Source organism: Paraconexibacter antarcticus (assembly GCF_024220175.1).
Lineage (GTDB): Bacteria > Actinomycetota > Thermoleophilia > Solirubrobacterales > Solirubrobacteraceae > Paraconexibacter > Paraconexibacter antarcticus.
Genome location: NZ_CP098502.1, coordinates 4,872,653 through 4,897,363, shown reverse-complemented (window position 1 = coordinate 4,897,363; position 24,711 = coordinate 4,872,653). Strand labels below are relative to the sequence as shown.

The 24,711-nt window shown below is 71.3% G+C and carries 21 protein-coding genes, 2 pseudogenes and 1 riboswitch; of the genes and pseudogenes, 9 read left to right on the top strand and 14 right to left on the bottom strand.

Annotated elements, in window-relative coordinates; all coding sequences use genetic code 11:
• Positions 1-3: 3 nt before the first annotated feature.
• A complete protein-coding gene (locus tag NBH00_RS23990) occupies positions 4-1,080 on the bottom strand; it encodes a glucose-1-phosphate thymidylyltransferase (protein ID WP_254571090.1) in 1,077 nt (358 codons plus the stop codon).
• Between the two features lie 88 nt (positions 1,081-1,168).
• Between NBH00_RS23990 and NBH00_RS25670 the strand changes: the two are divergent.
• Positions 1,169-1,664, top strand: a pseudogene (locus NBH00_RS25670) (NAD(P)H-binding protein).
• Positions 1,665-1,667: 3 nt separating this feature from the next.
• Here the strand turns inward: NBH00_RS25670 and NBH00_RS23980 are convergent.
• The 4 genes from NBH00_RS23980 to NBH00_RS23965 form a co-directional block, all read right to left on the bottom strand.
• Positions 1,668-2,141, bottom strand: a complete 474-nt coding sequence (locus NBH00_RS23980) for a pyridoxamine 5'-phosphate oxidase family protein (protein WP_254571088.1) — start codon at positions 2,139-2,141, stop codon at positions 1,668-1,670.
• A gap of 111 nt (positions 2,142-2,252) precedes the next feature.
• Positions 2,253-3,560, bottom strand: coding sequence for a hypothetical protein (locus NBH00_RS23975; RefSeq protein WP_254571087.1), 1,308 nt, complete (start codon positions 3,558-3,560; stop codon positions 2,253-2,255).
• A 148-nt stretch (positions 3,561-3,708) separates the two neighbouring features.
• Entirely contained in the window at positions 3,709-5,136 is a 1,428-nt protein-coding gene (locus NBH00_RS23970; protein WP_254571086.1) for a hypothetical protein, read from the bottom strand.
• A gap of 181 nt (positions 5,137-5,317) precedes the next feature.
• Positions 5,318-7,378 carry a helix-turn-helix transcriptional regulator gene (locus NBH00_RS23965; RefSeq protein ID WP_254571085.1) on the bottom strand — a complete coding sequence of 687 codons (2,061 nt, stop codon included), beginning with the start codon at positions 7,376-7,378 and terminating at the stop codon, positions 5,318-5,320.
• 135 nt (positions 7,379-7,513) lie between these two features.
• Between NBH00_RS23965 and NBH00_RS23960 the strand changes: the two genes are divergently transcribed.
• Together NBH00_RS23960 and NBH00_RS23955 are read left to right on the top strand one after the other, a co-directional pair.
• Positions 7,514-8,161, top strand: a complete 648-nt coding sequence (locus NBH00_RS23960; protein WP_254571084.1) for a response regulator — start codon at positions 7,514-7,516, stop codon at positions 8,159-8,161.
• Positions 8,142-8,378: a histidine kinase dimerization/phospho-acceptor domain-containing protein gene (locus NBH00_RS23955; protein WP_254571083.1), complete on the top strand. Its 237-nt coding sequence runs from the start codon at positions 8,142-8,144 to the stop codon at positions 8,376-8,378. The genes NBH00_RS23960 and NBH00_RS23955 overlap by 20 nt, the downstream gene beginning before the upstream one ends.
• Positions 8,379-8,955: 577 nt before the next feature.
• Here the strand turns inward: NBH00_RS23955 and NBH00_RS23950 are convergent.
• The 8 genes from NBH00_RS23950 to NBH00_RS23915 all read right to left on the bottom strand — a co-directional run bounded on the left by NBH00_RS23950 (position 8,956) and on the right by NBH00_RS23915 (position 16,091).
• Positions 8,956-9,453 (bottom strand): hypothetical protein, encoded by a 498-nt coding sequence (locus NBH00_RS23950; protein ID WP_302182765.1) that lies wholly within the window; start codon positions 9,451-9,453, stop codon positions 8,956-8,958.
• 35 nt (positions 9,454-9,488) lie between these two features.
• Positions 9,489-9,842 carry an STAS domain-containing protein gene (locus NBH00_RS23945; RefSeq protein WP_254571082.1) on the bottom strand — a complete coding sequence of 118 codons (354 nt, stop codon included), beginning with the start codon at positions 9,840-9,842 and terminating at the stop codon, positions 9,489-9,491.
• A gap of 133 nt (positions 9,843-9,975) precedes the next feature.
• Complete coding sequence (locus NBH00_RS23940; RefSeq protein ID WP_254571081.1) at positions 9,976-10,365, bottom strand: STAS domain-containing protein; 390 nt, start codon at positions 10,363-10,365, stop codon at positions 9,976-9,978.
• A 171-nt stretch (positions 10,366-10,536) separates the two neighbouring features.
• The gene (locus NBH00_RS23935; RefSeq protein WP_254571080.1) at positions 10,537-11,166 is read right to left on the bottom strand and encodes a DUF1326 domain-containing protein; all 630 of its coding nucleotides are present in this window, start codon (positions 11,164-11,166) and stop codon (positions 10,537-10,539) included.
• Between the two features lie 8 nt (positions 11,167-11,174).
• Positions 11,175-11,951 (bottom strand): DUF2182 domain-containing protein, encoded by a 777-nt coding sequence (locus NBH00_RS23930; protein WP_254571079.1) that lies wholly within the window; start codon positions 11,949-11,951, stop codon positions 11,175-11,177.
• Positions 11,952-12,178: 227 nt separating this feature from the next.
• Positions 12,179-13,558: a peroxidase family protein gene (locus NBH00_RS23925; protein WP_254571078.1), complete on the bottom strand. Its 1,380-nt coding sequence runs from the start codon at positions 13,556-13,558 to the stop codon at positions 12,179-12,181.
• 308 nt (positions 13,559-13,866) lie between these two features.
• Positions 13,867-14,196 carry a hypothetical protein gene (locus NBH00_RS23920; protein ID WP_254571077.1) on the bottom strand — a complete coding sequence of 110 codons (330 nt, stop codon included), beginning with the start codon at positions 14,194-14,196 and terminating at the stop codon, positions 13,867-13,869.
• The gene (locus NBH00_RS23915; RefSeq protein ID WP_254571076.1) at positions 14,193-16,091 is read right to left on the bottom strand and encodes a glycosyltransferase; all 1,899 of its coding nucleotides are present in this window, start codon (positions 16,089-16,091) and stop codon (positions 14,193-14,195) included. Before NBH00_RS23915 ends, NBH00_RS23920 begins: the two co-directional genes overlap by 4 nt.
• 243 nt (positions 16,092-16,334) lie before the next feature.
• On the opposite strand from NBH00_RS23915, the gene NBH00_RS23910 reads away from it, so the two are divergent.
• The 6 genes and pseudogenes from NBH00_RS23910 to NBH00_RS23885 all read left to right on the top strand — a co-directional run bounded on the left by NBH00_RS23910 (position 16,335) and on the right by NBH00_RS23885 (position 22,577).
• Positions 16,335-17,243 (top strand): hypothetical protein, encoded by a 909-nt coding sequence (locus NBH00_RS23910; RefSeq protein ID WP_254571075.1) that lies wholly within the window; start codon positions 16,335-16,337, stop codon positions 17,241-17,243.
• 643 nt (positions 17,244-17,886) lie between these two features.
• Positions 17,887-18,114, top strand: a complete 228-nt coding sequence (locus tag NBH00_RS23905) for a hypothetical protein (RefSeq protein WP_254571074.1) — start codon at positions 17,887-17,889, stop codon at positions 18,112-18,114.
• The gene (locus NBH00_RS23900) at positions 18,111-19,040 is read left to right on the top strand and encodes a hypothetical protein (RefSeq protein ID WP_254571073.1); all 930 of its coding nucleotides are present in this window, start codon (positions 18,111-18,113) and stop codon (positions 19,038-19,040) included. The genes NBH00_RS23905 and NBH00_RS23900 overlap by 4 nt, the downstream gene beginning before the upstream one ends.
• A 71-nt stretch (positions 19,041-19,111) precedes the next feature.
• Positions 19,112-19,408 (top strand): annotated as a pseudogene (locus tag NBH00_RS23895) (ATP-binding cassette domain-containing protein); the annotation flags it as partial.
• Positions 19,401-20,426 carry a glycosyltransferase family 4 protein gene (locus tag NBH00_RS23890; RefSeq protein ID WP_254571071.1) on the top strand — a complete coding sequence of 342 codons (1,026 nt, stop codon included), beginning with the start codon at positions 19,401-19,403 and terminating at the stop codon, positions 20,424-20,426. The pseudogene NBH00_RS23895 and the gene NBH00_RS23890, both read left to right, overlap by 8 nt.
• A 234-nt stretch (positions 20,427-20,660) precedes the next feature.
• A complete protein-coding gene (locus NBH00_RS23885; RefSeq protein WP_254571070.1) occupies positions 20,661-22,577 on the top strand; it encodes a S53 family peptidase in 1,917 nt (638 codons plus the stop codon).
• 294 nt (positions 22,578-22,871) lie between these two features.
• Here the strand turns inward: NBH00_RS23885 and thiC are convergent, their stop codons facing one another.
• A complete protein-coding gene (gene thiC, locus NBH00_RS23880) occupies positions 22,872-24,242 on the bottom strand; it encodes a phosphomethylpyrimidine synthase ThiC (protein ID WP_302182667.1) in 1,371 nt (456 codons plus the stop codon).
• Positions 24,233-24,342, bottom strand: a riboswitch (TPP riboswitch). (Overlaps the previous gene by 10 nt.)
• Between the last annotated feature and the right edge of the window lie 369 nt (positions 24,343-24,711).

Here is a 24,711-nt window from a genome sequence, read left to right as displayed (position 1 = left end):
CGGCTAGAGGATCTCGATCTCAGAGGTGTCGCCGACCATGAAGCGGTAGGCCTTCGGCTGGCGGTCGGACCGGCCGATCTTCACGTCGCGGCCGAGGAGCGAGGACTCCATGCGCCCGTCGAGGCCGGTGACCGATGAGCCCTGCAGGAGGATCGAGTGCTCGACCTCCGCGTTCTCGATGACGCACTCCTCGCCGATCGCGCTGTACGGGCCGACGTAGCAGTCGGTGAGCCGGGCGCCGGCGCCGATGATCGCGGGGCCGCGGACCGTCGCGCGGGTGAGGACGGCGCCCGCCTCGACGACGACGCGGCCGTCGACCTGGGACTCGACGAGCTCGCCGTCCACGCGGGTCTTGATCGTGTCGAGGATGAGACGGTTCGCCTCGAGCATGTCGGCCAGACGGCCGGTGTCCTTCCACCAGCCCTGCACGACGTGCGGCTCGACGCGCTTGCCGCTGTCGACGAGGTACTGGATCGCGTCGGTGATCTCGAGCTCGCCGCGCGGCGACGGCTTGATGGCGCGCGCGGCGTCGTGGATGCCGGGGGTGAACATGTAGACCCCGACGAGCGCGAGGTTCGTCTTCGGCTCCGGCGGTTTTTCGGCGAGGGCGACGACGCGGCCGTCCTCCCCGAGCTCCGCGACGCCGAAGTGCTGCGGCTCGTCGACCGGGGTCAGGAGGATGAGGGCGTCCGGCTCGCTCGCGGTGAAGGCCGCGACGAGATCGTGGATGCCGCCCTGAAGGAGGTTGTCGCCGAGGTACATGACGAACGGCGAGTCACCGAGGAACGGCTCCGCGGTGAGGACGGCGTGCGCGAGGCCCGCCGGCTCGTCCTGGACGATGTAGGTGATGGAAACGCCGAACTGCGAGCCGTCGCCCGCGACCTCGCGGATCTCGTCGCCGGTCTCCGGCGCGATGATGATCCCGATCTCCTCGATTCCGGCGCTCGCCATCGCCTCGATGCCGTAGAAGAGGACGGGGCGGTTCGCGACGGGGACGAGCTGCTTCGCGCTCGTGTGGGTGATCGGACGCAGGCGCGTGCCCTTGCCGCCCGACAGGATGAGGCCCTTTAGGGGGTTCATGAAGCCCCAGAGGGTAGTGGGCACGCCGCCATGCCGCCCGCTCGGCCCGTGCGGTGTCGGCCGGGGGGACCCGGGGTAGCGTGCAGGCATGGACCTCGTCATCGCCGGCGCGCACGGCGCCATCGGTCGCCGCCTCACCCGTCTGCTGGCCGCCCGCGGCGACCGCGTGCGCGGCCTCGTTCGCAACCCGGACCACACGGAGGACCTGCGCCAGGACGGCGCCGAGGCCGTCGTCTGCGATCTCGAGGCAGCGACCGTCGACGGGGTCGCGGCCGCGATCGGCGGCGCCGCCGGAGGGCGACGAGGTCTTCGCCGTCTACCTGCAGGCGAAGGCGGCCGCCGACGCCGCGGTGGTCGCGGGCCCGCTCGCGTGGACGATCGTGCGGTCCGGACGCCTCACCGACGAGCCGGGGACCGGCCGGGTCCGGCTCGACCTCGACCCGTTCCGCGGCGAGATCCCGCGCGACGACGTGGCCGCCGTGCTCGACGGGGTGCTCCACGGCGAGCGCGCGGTCGGGCGGACGCTCTACCTGGGCGGCGGTGACGCCGAGGTGGCCGCCGCGCTCGACGCGGCGCTGCGGTAGCGCCTAATAGACCCCGGAGCCGAGCTTGCGGTGGTCCCAGGTCGCGCGGCCGGTCTCGACGAACTCGAGGGCGACGCGCTTCTCGGCCTGCTTCTGCACCATCGCGCGGGCGCTGTCGTCGAACCCGGCGACCGGGCCCGCGCCGTAGCGCGAGAGCAGCTCGAGGCCCATCGGGAGGATCGTCTCGATGTCCGTGTGGACCTTGACCTCGCACTTGAGCATGACCCCGCGGAGCTCCTGGTACTGCTCGCCGGCCTCGACCTGGATCGTCGCCTTCGGGTCGCGCTCGAGGTTCTTCACCTTCTGCGACTTGCCGAACGTCCACGCCCACACGGTCCCGTCGCGGACGATGTACCAGAGCGGCATCAGGTGCGGGAAACCGTCCTTCCCGTTCGTCGCGGCGACGAGGACCTTCTCCTCGTCGAGGAACGCGAGGACCTCCTCGTCGCTCATCTGGATCTGGTCGCGGCGGCTCATGCCGCCGATCCTAGAAGACGACCGGCCCCGGGGTGAATCCGGTTCACCCCGGGGCCGGGTCACAGCAGGCCGGGCGGGCGGGCGCGGTGGAGCCGCCCGCCCGCGCGCGCCTCAGAACTTCGCGGTGCGCTTCGGCCCCGGCTCGACCGTGATGACCTTGCCCTTGTAGCGGACGGTCAGGTTGAGCGTCACCCGCGAGGTCACCTTGTTCGAGGCGAGGTTGCCCCGGTACTCGAAGATGATCTTCCGCGAGGTGAGGTTCAGCGGGAGGATGAGCGTCAGCCGCCCGAGCGCCCGCGAGCGGATGCCCGTCTTGCGGATGCGCACCTTCTTGCCGCGGATGACGTGGAAGACGTCGATGCGGCCACCGACGATCGACTTGCCGCCGCAGCTGACGATCCGCCCGCGGGTCACGATGCGGTTGCCGTACGTGCTCGAGAAGTACTTCTTCCGGTTCGGGACGAAGTACATCGAGAGCTTGCCGCAGCCGCCGTTGGCGCCGTTGAGCTGGATCGTCGTCGGCCTGCCCGAGGAGCCGGTGTTCGTGTTCCCGTTCGGCACCGGGACGTAGATGATCGACGGGCTGACCGGGGTGGCGGGGGCCGTGGTCGTCGTCGTGGTCGGCGGGTTGTTCGGGCTGCCGCTCGTGTCCGGCGGCGTCGTCGTGCCGTCGCACGTGCGGCCCTGGCGGGTGACCTTCGCCTCGCCGAGGACGGCGGTCGCCATCGGGGTGCCGGTGAGGCTCAGGAGCTCGACCTTCAGCGCCTGCTGGGCGACGGACTGCGTGTCGCCGTTCGCGTCGCCGACGATCTCGGCCTGGTTGACCGTGAGCTTGATGAGCGCCGACAGCGGGCTGCCGTTGACGACCGTCGAGATCTGCGTGAGCGTCGAGTCGACCGGGACGGACTGTCCGTTGACGCTGATCGTCGCGACCGAGCTCGTGCGGCTGAACGTCGGTACGCCGGCGACGCACTTCACCGAGGCGGTCGAGAGGATCGCGCCGACCTCGATCTTCACGCCGGAGAGGTTCACGACGGCGTCGGCGGCGGCGACCGCTGCGGTCGCGGTCTGGTCACGCGCGGCGGCGACATCGGGGTCGAGGAGCGTGACCGCCTTCACCGCGTCCGCGTCGACCTTGATCGGGCCGTCCGGCGTGGAGATGTGCGGGACCGACTGGCTGTCGTCGGCGCAGTAGGGCTGATCGGGGTGCGCCGGGTCGGTCGTGATGCCGTTCGCGGCGAGCGGCTCGATCCGGGCGAGCGGGCCGGGCAGGATCGAGTTCTTCACGTACGCGATGCTGGCGCGGCAGTTCCACGTCGGTGTCGTCGTGTCCGCCTGCGCGATCGCGGGCGCGAGCGCCCCTGTCAGGGCGACGGCGCCGAGCGCCGTGCCGTACCTGCGAAATCCCCTGCCGAGCATTGGTGCTCCTCCGTGTGATGTGTCCGGCGCGGGTCCCGACCGCGCCCCCGGCAGGCCGACTCCGCGTCGGACCGCCACTGCATGAGCCTAAGTATGCGCACACCGGGCCGCGACATCCAGTCGCGGCCCGGAAGCGCGGGTGCTGCGGTCAGTCGTTCAGGACGTAGCGGGTCTCGCAGTTGCGGACCCGGCGGCCTTCGTTGCGGTTGTAGCGGACCTTGTCCTTGCCGCTGCCGCAGTCGACGGTCGCCGGCGGGCCGGCGGTCGCGACGTTGATGAAGTCGACCCCCGAGCCGCCCTTGACGGTGTCCTGGCCGAAGGCGGCGTTCAGCGAATCGTTGCCGGTGCCGCCGCTCAGGTAGTCCTTGCCCGGGCCGCCGTTGAGCGCGTCCCCGCCGGAGGTGCCGTAGACGTGGTCGTTGCCGATCCCGCCCGCGAGGTTGTCGCGGCCGCTGCCGCCGTCGATGCAGTCGTCACCGCGGCCGCCGTCGACCTGGTCGTTGCCGCCGAGGGCGAGGATGCGGTCACCCGTGTTGCGGCCGGTGATGCGGTCCGCGTGGTTGGTGCCGACGATCGCGTACTTCGGGCCGGGGCCGCTGAGGCAGATGCTCCGGTACTTCTGGCGCGCCTTGACGAGCGAGAGGACGGTGCCGCCGGACGGGCCGGTGAACGGGCGCCCGATGATGATCTCGCCCTGGCCGCCGGTCTTCGACGCGGTGATGATGCAGAGCACGCGCGACGGGTCGAGCGTCGAGCCGGCCGGGCAGACGCCCTGCAGGGACGCGGTGCCGTTCGAGCCGGAGCCCGTCGTGTTGCCGTTGCCGGCGTTCGGATCCTTGTTGCCGTCGGCGTTCGGGTCGCAGGCGCTCGAGGAGCTCACCGTCGACTGGGCGACGATGACGTCCGCCAGCGGCGTGCCGGCCGCGGAGAGGACGCGAATGTGGGCCGCGCGCTGGACGAGGGTCTCGCCGGAGACGACCTGCTCGTTGAGCTTCACGGAGACGACGCCGCCGAGCGGCGAGTTCGAGATCGCGTCGGTGAGGCCCGTCAGCGGGCCGTCGAGCGTCACGGTCTGGCCGTTGATCGTCAGGCCGGTGACCTGGCTCGTGCCCTTGAGGACGGCCTTTCCGTTCGCGCACGACGCCGTCGCCGAGGACTGGGCCGCGCCGACACCGATGGCGACGGTGCCGTTCGCGGTCTGCAGCGTCAGACCCTCGATGCCGGCGGCGCCGACGATCGTCTGCTGGATCGGGCGCCCGGCCGGCGGTTTGGCGGTGGTGATCGCGTAGGCGCTCTTCGCGTTGATCGTCGGCGCGAGGCCGATGGCGTTCGTCGTGTTGGGAAGCCCGACCGCCTGGTCCGAGCACGGCGTGCGCCGCGCGGTGATCGGGTTCAGCGGGCTCATCCCCGCGACGGAGGCGGTGACGGCGTCCGCACCACAGGTCCACGTGGCGGTGGCGGCCTGCGCGCTCGAGACGGCGGTGAGCGATGCGGCGCAGGCGGCGGCGCCTGCCGCGATCCCGATGGCACGGCGAAGGGTGGGACGCGCGGTACGCGTCCGTCCAGGAGACAGCATGGAGGTTGTTCCTTCCGTAGATGGTGCCCCTGCCCCGGGGCGATTCGACGCGGTCCGGTCTACCCGGATCACGCGTGGCTCATGCCTACGAACCGGCTGCACGCAGATCGATGCGCCGCTGGACGGACTTCTTCTCCCGAGCGGGGTGTCCAGCCGCGTCGAACGGCGGGGGCGTCGTCGCTCAGTCGAGCTGGGCGGTGGCGGCGAGGACCGCCTCGCGCGCGTCCGCCGGCTCGACGATCGCGGCGTCGCCGGCCTCCATGAGGACCTCGCGCACGAGCCAGTCGGTGCCGGCGAACCGCAGCTCGACGACGACCGAGCCGTCCTCGAGCTCCTCGGCGACGTGGCGCTCCTCGCGGGCCCAGCGGGCGCGCTCGGGGCTGACCCAGACGCGCGCGGTGCGCGACGCGGGCACCTCGCCCGTGCGCGGCCAGCCCTCGACGTCGCGGGCGGGGTCGACCGAGGCGCGCGGCTCGAAGTGCGTGTCGGTGACGGTCGCGGTCTTGATGCGGTCCAGGCGGAAGTGGCGCACGTCGTCCTTCGCCGGGTCGTACGCGGCGACGTACCAGCCCTCCTGCCCGTTGATGAGCGCGTACGGCTCGATGAGCCGCTCGGAGAACTGGTCCTCGTTCGCCTTGTAGTACTCGATGTTCACGAGGACGTTGTCGCGGATGCCCTGTGACGCGGCGCGCGCGATGGCGGCGTCGTCGCCGCCGGACTTCGCGACGTGCAGCCCCTGTTCCATGGGGTCGGCGCCGAGCGCGGCGACGATCTTCTCGCGGGCGCTCTCGAGCGTCCCCTCCGGCAGGTGGTCGCCGATGAGGTCGATCGCGGCGACGAGCGCCTTCGCCTCGACGGGGAGCAGGCGCGCAGGCCGCGCGAAGTTGTCCGAGTACGGCTCCGGGTCGACCTCGATCGTCCCGTCGTCGTGCACCTCGGCGTAGAGGACGTAGGAGCCGCCGCCGAAGTTCACGACGTTGAGGACGGCGACGTCCTCGCGCAGCTCCGCCTCGGTGATCTGCAGGCGCTGCAGGACGTCGGCGAGCTCGAGGCGCTTGCCGGCGCGGCCGGCCTCGATGAGGATCGACGCGAGCGTCACGAGCCGGGCGAAGCGCTCGGGGCGGATCGCGGCCTCGCGGCGGCCCTCGCCGGCGCTGCGGGTCGGAGCGGCCTCCTCGACCGGGCGCGGCGGCAGGGCGGGGGCGAGGTCGAGCGGCCCGGTGTGGCGGGCGCGCAGCGTCTGGATCCGGGCGGCGACCTCCTCGCGGAGGGACTCGGGCTCGAGGACGCGGGCGTGCTCGCCGAGGCGCAGGACCCAGGCGGCGAGCTGGCGGGTGTTCGCGTAGTCGGTGGCGAAGACGACGCCCGGGCGGGCGGGGTCGGTCCCCGGGGTGAAGGTGCCGTAGCGCCCGTAGTGGCGCTCGACCTGCCAGGCGATGCGGTCGGAGATCCACACGCGGCCGGTCGCGACGGTGTCACCGAATTGCCAGTCGGCGCGGCTCGCGTAGTCGCGCGGGTCGAAGACCGACTGGGCCGGCCGCTTGAAGTCGTGCTCGGCCTTCGTGGCGTAGGCGACCTTGCCGCGCATCCGGGAGAGGCGGAAGACGCGCAGCGCCCCGCGCTCGTGCGAGTGGCCGAGGAGGTAGAACTGCCCGCCCTGGTAGAGCAGGTGGTACGGGTCGACCTTGCGGGCGCCCTCGGCGTCCCGCTCCATCGTGTAGTAGTCGAAGGTGATCGTCTTGTTGCGGAAGATCGCCGTCTCGACCTTCGCGAGGCGCTGGGAGAGCTCGTGGCCGCCGGCGCTGCCGGTGATGCCGAGGGCGATCGACTGCTGGGCGGGCGCAGTCAGCGGGGACGGGCGGCCCCAGGTGATCTGCTGCAGGGCGAGGCGCAGCGGCTCGGCGTAGGCGAACTCGCCGTCGAGGAGCGACAGCGACGTCTGCAGCGACGCGAGCTCCCCGTCCGTGAAGGCGATCGGGGGGAGGTGGAAGTTCTCCGGCCGCAGCGAGTAGTTCTCCTGCTCGGCGATGCCGTCGATCGGGCGCTCGACGGTGAGCTGGATGCCGAGCGAGTCGAGCTCGGCGCGGTCCGCGTAGAAGCGCCGCGCGAAGGCGTCCTCGTTCATGCCGCTGTAGCCCTCGACGTCCCGGCGGATCTCCAGCGCGGTCACGGGCCGGCGCTCAGCCATCAGGTACGAGATGAGCGAGAGCTGACGGATGAGCTTCTCGGTGTCCTTCGCCATTCGAGGCGCACGATAGTCGGGCGGCGCCCCCCGCGGGCGGCGCTGCCCGCGGCCGGATGGCCGTGCGCCAGTGTTTGCCCGCTCTTTGCGGCAATCCGTCGGTCCGCACCCTCGCCCGGTACCGTTGCGGTCCAGATGACGAAGATCGTGATCGTGGACGACCATGAGGCCCTGCGCGAAGGGCTCGCCGCGCTGCTCGGGGCCCACGGCCTCCAGATCGTCGGCGCGGCCGGGAACGTCGCGGCGGGGATCGACCTCGTCACCGTCGCGGATCCGGACGTCGCGATCGTCGACATCCGCCTCCCGGACGGCAGCGGGATCGAGCTCTGCCGGGACCTCCTCGCGCTGCGTCCCGACCTCGGCGTGATGCTCTACACCGGCGACGCGGACGCCGAGCTGCTCTACGACGGCCTGGACTCGGGCGCCCGCGGCTACGCGCTGAAGGCCGGCTCGATGGACGAGCTCGTCGGCGCGATCGAGCGCGTCGCCGCCGGCGGCTCCTACGTCGACCCGCGCCTGGACCGCATCCTCCTCTCCCCGCGCGCGACCTCGAGCGTGCCGCAGCTCTCCCCGCGCGAGCGGGAGATCATGCACCTCATGGCCGAGGGCCTCACGGCCGAGAAGATCGGCGAGCAGATCTCCGTCTCCGTCGAGACCGTCCGCACCCACGTCCGCAACGTCATCCGCAAGCTGCAGGCGCGCAACCGCGTCCACGCGATCGCGCTCGCCCTCGAGCGCGGCGAGATCGCGCTCGGGACCGTCGATGACATCGACGCCCGCTGACGCCGACGCCTGGCCGCAGGATCCGGGCGAGCGCCTCGTCCGCATCGTCCACGACGTCCGCACACCCCTGACGATCATCGGCGGCTTCGCCGACATGCTCGTCAAGCGCCCCGACATGGACGCCGCCCAGCGCGAGGACTTCATCGCCCGCATCGCCGAGGCCGCGCGCGACATGCGCGCAGTCCTCGACAGCGAACGGGCGAACCGGGGGGTCTGAGGTTCCGGGCAGGACGTCGTCGGGGCCGCAGCGCCGGCGGGGTCCGGGGCGTCTACGGGGTCCGGGGCGTCTACGGGGTCCGGGGCGTCTACGGGGTCCGGGGCGTCTACGGGGTCCGGGGCGTCTACGGCGGCTGGTTACGGCGGACGGGCGTGGGGGGGTGCGGGGCGCGGGCGGCGCCGCCGGCGCGTCTGTGATCGGCGTGCGGTCTTGTGGGGGGATATGTCCCACTCGGCCGCACGCCGGGGCGGGTCGCGGGGAGGTCGCGGGCAGGTGTGTCCTCCCAGGGGCGTGGGGGTGGTGCGGGGCGCGCCGCCGGCGCTTCCGTGGTCGGCGTGCGGTCTTGTGGGGGGATATGTCCCACTCGGCCGCACGCCGGGGTAGGTCGCGGGGAGGTCGCGGGCAGGTGTGTCCTCCCAGGCGGGCTCAGTCGGCCTGAGAGGACACACCTCGCGCCCCGCACCGCCGCGCCCCGGCCGCCGTCTTTGCCCGCCGTTCGAACGCCCGCACCCGTACGGCCCGCTCGCGTCAGCGTCAGAGGCGATGGCCCCTCGGGCGTCCCGCCACCAAGACGCCGTCAGGCCGCGTGGAACGCCGCGCTCGCCGCGACCGCCGGGCGCTCGGCGGGCGTCCCGCGCGGGGCGGCGAACGGGGGCGGTCCGTCGAGGAGCGGGGCGGGGCCGGCGACCGCGGGCGGCGTCCCCGTCCCCGCGCCGAAGAACGCCCCGCCGCCGACGACGCGGTCGAAGGCCGACCAGTCGGTGCCGGGCGGGAGGGTCTTCTCGAGCCGGTCGTAGGCGCCGAGGCGGCCGCCGAGGTTGTCGAGGAAGTGGACGAGCGTCGCCTCGCGCGTCGCCGGCAGCACGGGGGAGCCGTGCTCGAGCCGGCCGTGGTGGCTGAGGATGATGTGGAGCAGCGCCTGCGCGGTCTCCGCGGGGAAGCCGGGCATGGCGTCGAGCTCGCGGCGGACGCGGTAGTACCCGAGCGGGATCTCGCCGATGAGGCGGCCCGCGTCGGTCATCGCGATGTCGAGCGGGTCGCTCGTGTACGCGTCGAGCTTGCCGATGTCGTGCAGCAGCGCGCCCGCCGTCTAGAACCACGTGTGCCGGATCAGGGTTCCTCGGCGAAAGGGAGCACCGCGGCGAGCCGGCAGAACTCAAAGACCTGTTGCACCCGGGCGGGCCCGGGCCTGATGCTGAGGGTCTGCTTCAGCAGCCCACAGCGGTGATACAGCTGCTCGATCGCGCGTGCTCCGCTTGAGTCGATGCGGGTGAGGGTGCGCAGGTCGATGATGATCTGGCGGCGCTCTTGGCGGGTGATGCGGTCAAGCTCTGGCTGCAGCTGCGCGACGGTGGCGACGACGAGTTCGCCGTGAACGCCGATCACCCGTGCTGTTGGGGTCTGTTCTGTGGTGACGCGGAGCGTCGGTGTGGCGGCAGTGTTGCGGGCGGGCGTGCGCGGCATGGGCCTCACGTAGGACGACAACACTCGTCGCAAGCGGTCGCGCTGGCATCCGAGACCTCACTGCCCGGAGCCGGGACGAAGAGACCGTCGAGGTGCTGAGCTGGCCGTGAACTCCCGTGGCAGGTGGGCGTGGTCATGCTGGCGGGAGGTCGAGATCGGCTGGATGCGGGGTGCCGTCGGCGGGCGAGAGGGCGGCCAGCGCTCCGGCGATGGAAGGGCTGACGCCAAGGGCCGGCTCGAGGCCGGCGAGGGCGAGGATCCGTGCCACGCGGCCGCCGGGGCTGACGCAGGTCGCCAGCCGACCTCCGCGGTGGCGTCGCTGCGCGATCAGGAGGACCGCGATGCCCGACGAGTCGAGGAAGCTCAGCTCCCGCAGATCGAGCACGAGGCACGGCGCGGTGACCTGCATGACGGCCTGACGGCACATCAACATCGAGGTTATGTCGAGTTCGCCGAAGCACCGCAACACATGGGTTCGGGCATCGAACTTCTCAAGGTCTGTCCGGAACTCTCCGGGTCTCATCGGGCGCGAGGCTCCTGGACCATCTTGGGAAACAGAAGCCGTCCGACGAGAGACTGATCAAAATCCCACGAGTCCGGCACGGTCGACCCTATCGCGGCCACTCCCCGAGCTCGAGCACCACCGCTGGGCGCGACGGTGCTCGCAGTCTGCTGTCGGCCGGCCTGCGGGGTGTCAGTTCTGGTTGGTCCAGTCGAAGTCGTAGAGGATCCAGTTGCTGTCCTTGAAGGACATGTGGATGCCCTCGGCCTCGACCTCGAAGGTGCCCTGGCCGCAGTCGCCCTGCTTCCAGATGAAGCCCTGGTTCAGGACGATCGAAACGAGGTGGTCCTCGCCGGTGACGGGGTTCTTCAGCGTCGTGCCCCGGGCCTCACCCACGCCCTCGACCCGGAACCCGCTGTGCATGCCGTCCTCGTCGACGTCGATGTCGGCGCGGACCACGCCGGCGACCTCGAAGGTCGTGCCGAGGATCTCCCAGGGCATGCCGCCGAGCTGTCCGGTGTAGATCTGGGCCAGGGCGCCGAGCTGCTCGTCGGTGACCGCCGGCGGGGCGACCATGACCGCCTTGCCGCCCCCGTCGTGGATCGCCTTGGGCCAGTCGAGGATCGCGAGCGTCGTCACCCCGGCGAGGTCGACGTCGCCGCAGTGGCCGCTCGTGATCTGGTTGACGACCGCCGCCTTGCAGCTGCCGTCGGGCGAGGTCGGAAAGCCGTTGAAGTTGCACGTGCAGCCGGGCTGGCAGTTGCAGAACTCGTAGCCCTTGCCGGCGATGCGCCAGGCGGTCCGGGTCTCGGTGGTCGACATGTCTTCTCCTAGGTGATGTGCGGGATCAGGGACGGGGCGACGAGCAGCGCGGCGCCGAGCGCCGCGAGCGCGGGAGCGGCGGCGCGCGCGATCCGCTCGCCGGCCGGCAGGTTCTTCTCGGCGAAGATCAGCGCGGTGAAGGCGACGAGCCAGAGGACGCTCATGCTCGCGGCGGCGACGAGGACCGCGAAAAGCGCCCAGCAGCAGCCGACGCAATAGGCGCCGTGGACGACGCCCATCCGCACCGCGCCGCCGGGGCGGCGCGCGTCCCCGCCGAAGCGCAGGAAGACGCCCATCGGCGAGCGGCAGTGGCGCAGACAGGCCGACTTCACGGGACTGACCTGCCACGCCGCGGCGGCCAGCAGGGTCATGCCGGCGACGCGGCCGGCCCATGCCTCGCCGTCGGCGAGCGGCATCTCCAGCGCCCGCCAGGCGAGGTAGGCCGGTCCGGCCAGCACCGTCCAGAGCGCGAGGTACCCCGCGACGAACAGCGGCACCGGCGCGACGGTCCCGCGGGCCGCGGCCAGCGCGTACAGCTTCACCACCGGCAGCACGGCCGGCAGCATCATCGCCGCCATCATCGCGAGCCAGGCGACGACGAAGGCGCCGAGCGACATGGGGTCGGCCATCGCGTCCATCCCGCCGCCGGACATGTCGGCCGCGACCTTGACCGACCACCACCAGCCGGCCGCGGCGAGGGCGAGCAGGACGAGCGGTGTGGCTCGCCACGCGGCGGCGCCGCCCTGGGTGGAGCGGGGTGCGACCTGGGCTCCGGCGTCGGCCATGCGCAACCTCCTCGCGTCGTCGGCGCCAGGATGCCACTTTCCGGCCTATCGATCAAGCGTCTGGCGGGCTACCGGGGCGCTGTGCGGCAGGTGCAACAACGCGCAGCTCACACGCGTGACGTTGGCGGCGTCCCGCGCGTGCGATCGATCTCACGGCCACGGGAGACGAGCCGGCGTGGCCAGGTCGCGGTGGGGCGCGACCTGGCCGGTGGGCGGGGGTGTGGGGGTCAGCTGCCGACGGCGGCGGCGATCAGTTCCTTGATGCCGAAGCTGCCGTTGTTCTGGAGGTCGTGGCGTGGGGTGAAGGTGGGGTGTTGGCGCAGGTAGGAGTGGCTGTCGTGCCAGAGCAGGCCGACGAAGGTCTCGGCGACGAGCGTTGCGCCGACCGGGCCCAGGCGGATGGGGGCGGTGTCGTCGACGAAGGCCTGCTGGGCTTCGCGCAGGATGTAGAACCACAGCGGCGCGTTGTTTGCGAAGTGGGGTGAGATGTCCAGCAGCGGGGTCCCGGGCTGGTCGGCCTCGTTGGCTTTGCCGATGCGCAGGTCCGCGTCCGGGATGACGGGCACCCGGATGGCCCGGGCGACGCTCTGTCCCGAGGGCAGACGCATCGACTTGCCGCGGAGCAGGTTGCGGGCCGCGAGGGATGAGGGGTTTGCCGCGATCGACGGCGGGAGCGCGCCGAGGGGGTTCACGAGCGAGGTGTCGATCTTGTAGGACAGCTGCGGGCGGCCGATCTGCGTTGTGCTTTCCATGGGGAAGAAGAAGCGCCAGTCGATCGCCCAGTCGTCCGGGATGGGACGGAAGCCGCCGAGGTCGGCGGCGGGCTGGTCGGGCGTGGGGGAGAAGATCGGGCGGCGCTCGATGGTCTCGTTGAGGCGGTAGATCGGCCGGATCATCGAGTGGCCGAAGCGGTAGGCGGCGGCGGAGAACTCGATCGGCATGAACGCGTTGTTCCGCGGCGTGTACCACGACAGCTTCGGCGGCTGGTGGGGGCCGTGAGGGAAGAGCGCGTCGACGGCGGCCTGCCCCACGATCGTGGGTAGGAAATCGTGCAGGACGATCCATTGGTAGTGCCAGCGGACCTGCTCGGCCACGTGCTCGAACGGGCCCGTGATCCTGGTGGTCATGAGGTTGTGGAAGCGCAGCAGCGCGACCTGAAGTTGCGCGACGATGCGGTTCTCGTCGTTGCGGGGGTCGCCGATGAGGGCGCGGCCACCTGAGTTTCGCGGCAGGTCGACCGCGTGCGGGTCTCCTGGGTTGCCGCTCAGCGGCTCGCCGAGCAGCATCGAGCGACCGTCCGGCTGGTAGAGGTAGGGCTGATCGCTCGGGCCACGACCGTAGACGCAGTCAAGGTCAAAGCGCGGTGTGCGGAAATCCACGAGCGCGTCGGGGTCGTTGGTGCGCTGCAGCGAGGAGACCGGGTCGAAAGTCAGGTCGTGGTCGATGAGCTGGCCGAGGTAGGTGTACCCGGCCGCGATGCCGGGGTTCTCCTCGTCGTCGGCCGTCCCCTCGGGCGTGGGGTGGTCCTCGGCCTCGGCGGTCATCGCGGCCCCGAGCGCCGTGAGGTCCTCATCGTGATGATGCGCGGCGGGCAGGCTGCGGAACATCCGCCCGAAAAGCCCTTCGAACGACGTTGACGACGGAACGCTCTGCGACCCGCGGACGCCACCGTGGTGCGGTCGTGGCATGACTCTGATCCCCCTGGACGTGTGCTGGATAACCCCTCCCCGATGGTGCTCCCGGCCGGCGCCGTCGGCAAGACCACATCTGACGCAAACGCGCGAATGACGCACCAGCGGCCGGGCTGTGACGGGCGGACCACCGAACTGCGGGGACGCGCCGGCGGGTGCGCCGCGCGACCCGATCGCCCTACGCAAGATCCAGGCTTGTCCGTCCGGGCGAACCCGGCTCGGCTTCAGCGGTCAGTCGAGCGCGAGCGCCCGCGTGACGTCGCGTTGGTCAACCGCTCCGTTGGCTGGTCGGGCTGCGCGTCGCGTGGCCGCTCGGTCGCGCGATAGAGGTGATCAGACGCCGCGTCCAGCGCAGCGCGGAGCCGGTCGAAGGCCGCCGTGTCGCCGTCGGCGAGCGCGGAGAGCTCCAGTTTGGCTGCCAGAACTGACTGCAGGGCGTTCTCCTGGGCGGACGTACGTGATCGATCGATCCGTTCACGGTAGCGGTGTTTGTGCGAATCAGCATCAACACGGCCAAGATGCGAACCTCGCGACTCGACGTGTCGCGTCGTCATGTGTCGTGGGCAAGGTCGGGGCGTAGGGTGGCGAGCGGGCCGGTACTGCGGGGACCGTTGGGATGGTCGGCGCGGCGGTCGTGGTCGGCGAGCAGGGCCAGCAGCGGGGCGGTGAGGTAGACGGCGCTCTGCAGGCCGGCGCCGATGAGGAGCATCAGGAGCAGGCCGCTGGGGGCGCCGGCGATCGCGATGAGGGCGGGGATCGCCAGGGCGAGGAGGGCGAGCAGCAGTTCGGGGATGCAGGCGCTCAGGGCGCGCAGGCCTTTGGGGAGGGTGGGGAACTTGTCGGTGCGCCGCCAGGGGATCGAATGGGTCAAAAGGCCCCAGATGCTCGCGGTGGTGACGGTGTACTCGAGGGCCTTGCTGGCGAGGAACGCGCCGATCGTGTCGATGAGCGAGCAGCCAACGAGCACACGGAACGTCAGCCAGCGCAGCAGCAGGCTCGTGGCCGTTCCGGCGGTGACGGTCGCCCAGAGCTCGAACGGCACCGGGATGCGCTCGTGGTGCAGCGTCATGGACGCGGCGATCGCCACGCCGAGTGGGAGCAGCAGCACGCGCAGGCCCATCGCCACGCGGTCAAGGCCGTGGTTGAGATGGTGGATCTTCTGAGCCGGGGTGAGCTGCGAGGGCGTGGCCAAGGGGCGGGGCAGGAAGAGCCGCCAGTGGCGGCGGAGTTCCTGGACGGGCCCGTAGGTCCAGCGAAAGCGCTGGCGTTTGTAGCCGGCGAAGGTCTCGGGGATCAGGCCTTGGCCGAAGCTGGTGGCGAGGTAGAGCGAGCGGTATCCGGCTGCGTGGATGCGGACGGCCAGTTCGGAGTCCTCGGTGACGCACCATTCCGCCCAGCCGCCGGCGCGCTCGAGTGCGTCGCGGCGGATCAGGCACATGGTGCCGACGGTGATCGCGGCGGTGCGCTCGTTGCGGCTGGGCAGGATGGTCCGGAAGAAGTAGGCGTACTCGAAGTTGCACATCCGCAGGTACCGGCTGTGTTGCCACTGGCGGTAGTCGTGTGGCGTCTGCACGAACCCCAAGGAGGGGTCTTCGAAGCACGGCACGAGGGCTTCCAGGAAGTCTGCTCTTACGTGGTAGTCGGCGTCGATGACGCCGATGATCTCCGCTGCGGCAGGCGTGAGCGTCAGCGCGAGGTTCAGTGCGCCGGCCTTTGCGCCGGAGAGGCCGTCGACGTGTACGAAGCGAAACCGCGGCCCCAGGCGCCGGCAGTGCGCTTCCACGGGGCGCCAGAGCTGTTCGTCGTCGGTGTTGTTGTCGATGACCAGGACGTCGAGGTGCTCGTAGCGGAGCGCGGCGAGCGCGTTCAGGGTGCCGATCACGACCTCGGGGGGCTCGGCGTGGACGGGGACGTGCAGACAGACCGGCGGTCGGCGCGCTCCTGGCCTCGCGGTCGGGACGCTCGTCGGGCGAGTCCATGTGCGTCGGCACAGCGGCTCCCATGCCTCGAAGAGCTGCACGGCCGCGACGGGAAGCAGCAGCAGGATCAGCGGCACCCCGGCCAGCATCAGGGCACGGGTGAGGTGGCTCACGGGAATACCCGCGACGTAGAGCACCGTCCACGGGGCAGCGAACAGCGCCATCGTCGCGCACGCCGAAAGCAGCACGACGCCGGTCGGCGAGAACCCCGGGAGCATGGAACGCCCCAGCGCGCATCCTGCCGCGAAGATCAGGCCGGCTACGAGCACCGCCCCGATCGGTTCAGCTCGCCAGCCGGCGAGCAACACGCCCGCACAAGTGGCTAGGGCCAGCGGCGAGACCCAGCCGGGTGCGCGATGCCTGAGATGGGCGTGCACGAGCGCGCTCACGCTCGCCAGGTAGGCGCCGACCGCTGCCAGCAACCCCGCCGCCAGCCACCGCAGTGCTTCTTCACGGAACGTCTGATCCATCCAATGCCCCCGATCGACTGAGATCTCGCGCGTCATCGGGCGCCGGGCGGACCCCGCTCCAGCTCGGCTGCCCCACCGCATCAACACCACTGGCCGCCAAAAGGTCAGGACCCATTCCGGAGCCCTCGTCCGTCCACCAGCGGAACTGCCGGACGGCAGCCAGAGTCGTTCCAACCTTGCCGCCACTGTGGTGTTGCACCGGGTGAGAAGGGTCCACCCGCAGTCCCACCCCAAGGAGTGAAGATGCGCAAGTCATCTCTCATGTGCGTCGCGGCAGCCGCGGCGCTCGCGGTCCCCGCCGCAGCGTCGGCCGCCGACGTGCAGACCGGCGTCGACGCCGCGACGAGCCACACCGCCAAGGCCGACAGCGCGCTCACCCATGCGCTGACCCTGTTCAAGGGCGGCGACGTGACCCGCGGCACCGCGGCGTTCACGGCCAGCCGCAAGGAGATGGGCCTGGCGCGCTCGGCCGCCGCCCAGGCCCGCCACGCCGCACGCACCGCTGCCGACCGTGCCCTCGCGGCCGACGCGCAGGCCGACGTCGCCGGACAGCAGGACACGAACATCGTCAAGCTCGCCACGCTGCTGCCCCGCACCCACGGCACGGTGCAGAACCAGGTCGCCCAGGCCGCACTGGCGGACACCAAGGGTCGCGACAAGGCGCTTGCCGTGCTTGCTGCCGTCGCGCTCACCGCTCCCGCGCAGGCGCAGTCCGGACTGGCTCACGCCGTGCAGGCGCTCTCCACCGATCGCTCCAGTGAGATCACCGCCGACGCCAAGGCGCTGGTCAGCGACGCCGTGACCCCGTCCAACAAGCAGACGCTCGCCGCTGCGGTGAAGCCCGACGTCTCCGGGCAGACCACAGCGGCCGACAAGCTCAAGGAGCTGCTCGGCGCGGCGTCGACCCCGGACGCGGCCAAGCCCGGGCTGGCCAAGGCCTACGACGCGGTCACCACCGAGCACGGCACGCTGGCGGACATCCTCAGCCGCTTCTCCGACCGCATGCCCGCGTCCGTCCGCAGCTTCGTGACGAGCATCGTGACGAACGCCCGCACGGACGCGCGCACCATGCACAACGACCGCCCGGCCCCGCCGACGGCGACGACCCCGCCCACGGCGCCGTCGCACCCCACCGGCAAGCCCGTAAGCTGACATCCCGAGCGGCTGGCCGCGTGTGCACACGTCGCTCGGCTAGCCCTCTGGATGCACCGATCGCTCCGCGGCAACCCCCGCAACGCCGCGAGCGCGGCCGCCCGCCTCTCAGCGGCGGCGGTAACCATGAGCGGCTCCGTCCGGCACCCCGCACCTCAACGCCGGCGGAGCCGCTCATGACCATCCGGCAAGCGGTTCGCAGCTCGCCTCAGCGGTGCCGCTTCGGATCGTGGCCCAACGCCCGCCGGGTCGACGCGAACCGGTCCTCGCCCAACCCGACCGAGACCGGCTTGAACACCGCGGCTGCGAGCATGAGGAACCCTCCCGAAGAGTCGACATGAAGAACGTCTGGAGACTCGCCCGCTCCGCGGAAGGCCACGGCGCTTCATCACATCCCACGGGCTCACGTCACTATCTGCGCCACCGCTGGGCTTCACCGCCGCGCGGAATCCCAGCCGATGACGGTGGGGAAGTCCTTGCCACGGGACGAGTCGTCTCGTCGGGAGCTGGCTGAGCTTCCCGCGTGGGATGTACGACCAACCTTTGCCGAAGTCGTGTGTTATCAGCACGTGCCCCCGACCGTCCTTCCTTCTTGATGCCCCGTCTTCTACGCCTCACTTCCCTTCAGCAGCTCCTGCGGCCCGTGATCTGGGGCCTCAGCGTGGTGGTGTTGATCCCGCTGGTCATCCTCGGCGGCGGCGCCGCGGCCCTCTTGGGGACCGTCACGACCGTGGTGCGCGCCTCCCGGCGCAGTCGGCTGGCACGCCAGGTTCGGGCTCCGCTGCCGGGTTCGGTCACGCCGCGCCCCGCACAAGGGCGCGGGGCGCCAGCCGAACTCCGCGCCGTGCTGGCGGGCCGCCGCGCCGCATGAGACTGCCCCGGGGGTGGCTGGGCGGCTCCGCTGTCCTTATCCTGCTCGCGAGCAGCGCGCCGGCTGCTGCAGGTGTCGACGGCGTCCCGGCGGACACGATCGCCACGGGCTACGGCCCGATCGGGCCCGGGACGGTCTACGACGGCCGGTTTGTCAGCGAGACGGACGTGGACTACCTCCTCTTCGACATCCCGACGCCGGGGACGACCTACCGGTTCGACCTACGCAACACGGTCTCGCCGTGTCTCTCCCTCGACCTCACCGGCTGTCCGGTGTACGCGTCGCTGCTGGACCTCCACGGCGGGCAGCTCGGTGGGGAGGGCAGCGGGGCCGGTAGCGGCCCCGTGACCGACGATTACTCCGAGGAGACGTTCGACTGGACGTTTCCGGAGGCGGGCCGCTACGTCATCGCGATGGACTCGGGCGGCGACGATCCGACCTACGCCATCTCCTACGACCTGGCGCCGCCCCCGCCGCCCCCGGCCCTGCCGACTGGTTCCGGCCCGGGCACGAGCGGCGGCAGCGGCGGCGGCGGCGGCAACAACGGGACTGCGAGCGGCGCCACCGGCACGATCGGCGGTACCGGGTCCACCTCGAGCAACGGCGCGCGGGGAACAGGCGCGGCGATCGCGTCGTTCACCGTCGCGCCGGCCGGGAGCTCGGCTGCACGGGCCCGTGTCACGGTGCGGCGACCGCTGGACACGCTGCGCCTGCGCATCCGGGATGGACGCGGGCGCACCGTCGCGACCGCAGTCCGCCGCGACGTCCCCGTCACGACGCTCACGGTGCGCCTCCCGCTGGACGCGCGCGCCCGCCGTGCGCTGACCCGCGGCGGCCACCTGGCCCTCCGCGTGTCCCTCAGCGCGAGGACCCTGGACGGCACGACGGTGACGGCACGGCGCACCGTGCTCCTGCGCGCGCGATGAAGGTGCGATCCGATTTGCTGCCGTGGGTCTGAGCTTCTCCTACAAGGCCGGCCACCGGGTCTGCGGGTGAGACGGTCGCGATCGTCGGGCCGACCGGCGTCGGCAAGGCAATGATGGTGAACCTCCTCGTCCGTTTCTTCGACCCGGCGAGCGGCCGCATCCCGATGGCCGGCGTCGACCTGTGGGAGATGCGCCACCGGTCCCTGCGCCGTCAGGTGGCGATGGTGCTGCAGGGCCCGTTTGCCGACGGGGAGCTACTGGCCAGCGACGGGTTCTACGCGTCGCTCTACAACCGCCAGATGGACATCGCCGACCACGACGCGCTCTCGCGCGTCGCGGACACGACCCCAGGCGGCGCCGATGCCTGACGGGCGTCGCCTGCGGATCGCCCTGATCGCCCCCGTGGCCCAGCCCGTCAGGCGCGGCGCGGGCGACTCGATCGAGCAACTCGTCGGCGCGCTCTGCGACGGCCTCGTCCGCCGCGGCCACGACGTCACGCTCTACGCGACAGGGGACTCGGAGACGACGGCGCGGCTGCGCGCCGAGCGCCCGTTCGGCTACGAGAAGGACGAGCGCCTGTGGGACTGGCGGTTCGCCGAGAGCATCAACGCCGCCGCCGCCTTCGCGCACGCGCACGAGCACGACGTCATCCACGCCCACGATCTGCACTTCGCGCTCCCGTTCGCCCGCCTCACCGGCGTCCCGTTCGTCGAGACGCAGCACGTGGACTCCTCCCCCGAGGTCCGGGAGGCGCAGCGCCGCACCCCGACCGCCCACCTCACGGCCGCCTCCGAGCACCACCGGTCCGCGCTCGGCGCCGGTCTGGACGTGACGGTGATCCCGCACGGCATCGAAGTGGACGCCTTCCCGTTCTCCCCCGTCGTCGGGGAGTACCTCCTGTTCCTCGGGCGGCTGCTGCCCGACAAGGGGCCCCTGGACGCGATCCGGATCGCGCGGGCGGCCGGGATGCCGATCATCCTCGCCGGACCCGAGGTGGAGGGTGAGGCTCACGGCCTCGAGCCGCACTTGGACGGCGACCGCGTCCAGTGGGTCGGCCCGGTTGACCACGCGACCCGCGACCAGCTGCTCGCCGGCGCCGCCGCGCTGCTCTTCCCGATCACCTACCCCGAGCCGTTCGGCCTCGTGATGATCGAGGCGATGGCCTGCGGCACGCCCGTCCTCGGCACCGCCCGCGGCGCCGTCCCCGAGGTCGTCGAGCACGGCGTCACCGGCTTCGTCGCGGAGGACTGGGAGCAACTGGTGGCCCACGTCCCAGCCGCGCTGGCCCTCGACCGGCGCTTGATCCGCGAACGGGTCCAGGCACGGTTCGACCTGAAGCGGATGGTCGACGCGTACGAGGCCCTCTACCGGCGGCTCGTCGCGTGACCACACCACCCCGCACCGGCCGTGTCGTCACGGTCGGTGCCGCCCACCTGAACCCGGCCACCTCTGTCCGACAAAACTGGGGATCCCGGTCCTCCGCTTTTGTCTACTCGCGGGCAGGGATGAGTCGCACAGGGCGCCTGCCGCCGATAGGCGTGGTGGATGCGCACTGTGCCTTTTCTTCTTCACGTTCGGTCAAGCGAGCGCGGTCCCGCTGGTGCGTGGTGGAGGATGGTCATGGTCGTCCTCGTCGCTCTGACGGTCAGCGGCATCCACCCTGCGCAGGTCGATGCGGCCACCACCACCGCCCGCTCGCATCGGCCGGTATGCGGGGCGGCAGCCCGCGGGTTCGTCCGCTGCGATGCGGATGTGGTCACGAACGAGTCGGCCGTGCCGCTGGTGACCTCCGCCCCGGCGGGGTACGGGCCCGGTGACCTGCAGGCAGCCTACGGCCTGAGCACGCTGTCCTCTGCCTCTGGCAGCAGCCAGACCGTCGCGATCGTCGACGCGTACGACGACCCGAACGCAGAGGCCGACCTGGCGACCTACCGCGCCCGCTTCGGGCTCCTCCCATGCACAAGCACCAACGGGTGCTTCACCAAGGTCAACCAGCGAGGCACGAGCGCCTACCCTGCCCCGGACGCTTCATGGGCGCAAGAGATCTCGCTGGACCTCGACATGGTCTCCGCGATCTGCCCGAGCTGCCACATCCTGCTCGTCGAAGCCGACTCGGCCAGCATGCGCAACATCGGGGCCGCAGTCGACCGCGCCGCGACGCTCGGCGCCACCCAGATCACAAACAGCTACGGGGGCGATGAGTACTCCGGCGAGCTCGCCGACGACGCGCACTACGACCACCCCGGCATCGCCATCACCGCCAGCTCCGGCGACAGTGGCTACGGCGTCCAGTTTCCCGCCGCCTCTGCCCACGTGACCGCGGTCGGCGGCACGCAGCTGGTCCGCGACACCGGCTCGACTCGCGGGTGGAACGAAACAGCGTGGACCGGCGCGGGGAGCGGCTGCTCGGCATACATCCCCAAGCCCACCTGGCAGACCGACACGGGATGTGCCGGCCGCACCGTCGCCGACGTGTCTGCCGTCGCTGACCCGCAAACCGGAGTTGCCGTCTATGACAGCTTCACCTATGCCGGCGCCGGTGGATGGATGGTCTTTGGAGGCACGAGCGCCGCCGCCCCGATCGTCGCCGCGTATGACGCGCTGATCGGGCCAACTGCCGCGACCCTGGGCTACCCGTACGGGCATCTGCGGACCTACACCAACGTCCTCACCGGATCCAACGGCACCTGCACCCTCACCTACCTCTGCAGCGCGGCCGCCGGCTACGACGGCCCCACCGGCGTCGGCACCATCTACGGAGCACCGACACCGACACCGACACCGGCACCGAAGGTGGCGACGCAGCCGGCCAGCTTGATCGGACCGTACTCGGCGACCGCGAATGCGACCGTCGACCCCGACGGCACGCCGACCAGCGCCTTCTTTGACTACGGCACCACGACCGCCTACGGCCTGAGGACAACGCCTCAGACGGTCGGAGCAGACGCCGGCACCCACCAGATCGCTGCCCTGGTCGTAGACCTGCTGCCGGCCACGACCTACCATTTTCGCGCCGCCCTGGACACCGGTAGCGGGCCGGTCTTCGGCGAAGACCAAACCTTCACCACCCCTACCCTGCCGACCCTCACCAGCCCCGCCCCATCCTCACCGTCAACGCCCGCCCCCACTGAGCCCGTGCTCGCCACGCCGACGACGCCATCGGATTCCCCGACCACGCTCACCCCACCGTCCGCCACCCTGCCTCCCGCCGGAGACAAGCTGGGTCCGGCACCCAGCCGTCAACCCGCAGCGCTCCGGGTCCGTCACGCGAGACTCCGCCTTGGCCGGCTTCAGCTGCTCAGCACGATCACGCCTCTGGCTAACACCGACCCGGTCTTCATCATCTTGAAGGTCGGACGCCAGACGCTCCACTTCACCACCCGGGTGACGAATGGACGCCTCCGGCTGGATCGTCCGCTCCCGCACAGACTGCGAGGCCCTGCCGCCTACCCGGCGGTGACGATCACCTACCTCGGCAACCCACGGGTACGACCCGCCACGCGAACGGAGAAAGTCCGATCCTTTGTGCCGGCGTGACCAAGAAGGAGCTCTAACGTCGCCAAAGCGAATGCAGGATGAGGAAGTGCCCGCTGGGCGTCCCGACGCGGGGCCAGTTGCTCGTCGGCGAGGCGCTCGCCGAGCCTCCTCGCCGCGGCCCAGAGTAGAGGTGGCCCGGGCGGTCTGCTCTCGCGGCTGACCAAGCGCGTGGTCGAGCGAGCGATGAACGTCGGGCACCATGTGGCCGCTGTCAAAGCGCGCGGTCATCAACAGGCGGACCGTCGTTGATCACCGGTACCGCGTGGAGGTGGCGCCACTTGTCGCTCGGTGCGTTCACCCTGTCTGGGCGCGCGCGGCCTTGCGCTCGGCGATCACGGCGCCGACGGCGTCCCAGTCGACGTCGCGGAAGTTGTGCATGGGGCAGAACTTCGGCCCGCACATCGAGCAGAACTCGGCGGTCTTGAAGTGGTCCTGGGGGAGGGTCTCGTCGTGCATCGCGCGGGCGGTGTCGGGGTCGATCGCGAGGTCGAACTGGCGGTTCCAGTCGAACGCGAAGCGCGCCTCGGAGAGCGCTCGGTCGTGGGCGTGGGCGCGCGCCGAGCCGCGCGCGAGGTCGGCCGCGTGGGCGGCGATCCGGTAGGCGATCATGCCCTGCTTGACGTCCTCGGCGTCGGGCAGGCCGAGGTGTTCCTTCGGGGTGACGTAGCAGAGCATCGACACGCCGTGCCAGCCGACGATCGCCGCGCCGATCGCGCTCGTGATGTGGTCGTACCCCGGCGCGATGTCGGTGACGAGCGGGCCGAGCGTGTAGAACGGCGCCTGGTGGCAGACGTCCTGCTGCAGGCGGACGTTCGCCTCGAGCTGGTCGAGGGGGACGTGTCCCGGGCCCTCGACCATGACCTGCACGTCGCGGGCCCAGGCCCGCTCGGTGAGCTCGCCGAGGGTCTCGAGCTCGGCGAACTGCGCGGCGTCCGACGCGTCCGCGATCGAGCCCGGCCGCAGCCCGTCGCCGAGCGAGATCGTGACGTCGTGCGCGCGGCAGATCTCGAGGATCTCGTCGAAGCGCGTGTAGAGCGGGTTCTCCTGGCGGTGGTGGACCATCCAGCGCGCGAGCAGTCCGCCGCCGCGGGAGACGATCCCGGTGACGCGGTGGCGGCAGAGCGGCAGGTGCTCCAGGCGCACGCCGGCGTGGATCGTCATGTAGTCCACGCCCTGTCGCGCCTGGTGCTCGATGACCTGCAGCAGCACGTCGCCGGTGAGGTCCTCCGCCGCCTTCACCTGCTCGATCGCCTGGTAGATCGGGACGGTGCCGATCGGGACGGTCGCGACGGCGAGGATGGCCTTGCGGGTTTCGTCGATGCGCTTGCCGGTCGAGAGGTCCATGACCGTGTCGGCGCCCCAGCGCTCCGACAGCGCGAGCTTCTCGACCTCCTCGTCCAGGGACGAGGTCGTCGGGGAGCTGCCGATGTTCGCGTTGATCTTCACCCGTGCCTTCAGGCCGATGGCCATCGGGTCCAGGGCGGTGTGGTGGACGTTCGCCGGGATGATCATCCGGCCGCGGGCGACCTCGGCGCGGATCGTCTCGGCCGGGAGCTCCTCGCGCTCGGCGACGCGCCGCATCTCGGGCGAGACGACGCCGTCGCGGGCCAGCCGCATCTGCGTCCGGCAGACGGCATCGGACGGGAACTGGGTGCGCAACGACATGTGGTCCTCCCTTCGCTGGTATGAGCCAGATCAGGTTCGTCGGGTCGGCGCTTGCAAGCGCCCTCTCAGCCCCTGGACAGGGACCCCCCGGGATGTATGAGTGTCTTCAGCAAGCTACTGCAGCGGACGGCAACCTTGGTCTCCTCCTCGCCGCCGTACCGCCGCCGATAGGTCGCGGTCGAGTCGAGTCCCGTCTCCGCCGCCCGCAACGGCGCAAGTGATCCGCAGGACCTCAATCAGCACCAGCGTGCAGCTGACATTGGTGATGGTCAGGCACGTAGGGGCCAGGGCGCTGCGACCCGGACGGCCCCGGATGTGTTCGTCCCGGTCTTCTCCGGCGCCGCGCACCTCACCGCCGGCGGAGCCGCTCACTGCGCCGTTCCACCCTGCGTCGGTAACGCGCCGGCAGTTGGGCTCAAGCGCGGTACCGTTTCTGCCGATGATTGTCGGTGCCGGTCGCTGGGTCTGT